Origin of the sequence: Cupriavidus sp. SIMBA_020, assembly GCF_046535395.1 — a bacterium.
Classification (GTDB): Bacteria; Pseudomonadota; Gammaproteobacteria; order Burkholderiales; family Burkholderiaceae; genus Cupriavidus; species Cupriavidus campinensis.
This window is the reverse complement of the sequence record NZ_JAWRWU010001674.1, coordinates 1-236: the sequence shown is the minus strand read 5'-3', so window position 1 is coordinate 236 and position 236 is coordinate 1. Positions and strand designations below refer to the sequence as shown.

Sequence of the window (236 nt, the reverse complement as noted above, 5' to 3'; positions counted from 1 at the left end):
CATCCGTGCGCCCTTGGCGACGCGGGCGCCATCGGCCAGGCTGGTGATGAAGCTGCGCACGTTGTAGCGGCCGATGGGGCGGGGCTTCTCCGGCGCCTTGCCCGCGGGCGTACAGGCGCAGTCGTTGTCGGGGATGCGATAGGCCTTCTGCATCCAGAAGCCGTCGAACTCCTGGTCAAGCACCTGGATGTCCGCCAGGTGCTTGACCCAGTACGTGCCGTAATAGCCGGGCACCA

Annotated in this window: 1 pseudogene; it reads right to left on the bottom strand. The window is 66.9% G+C overall.

The features are described from left to right. Nucleotides 1–236, bottom strand: a pseudogene (locus SB751_RS35295) (oxidase); the annotation flags it as partial.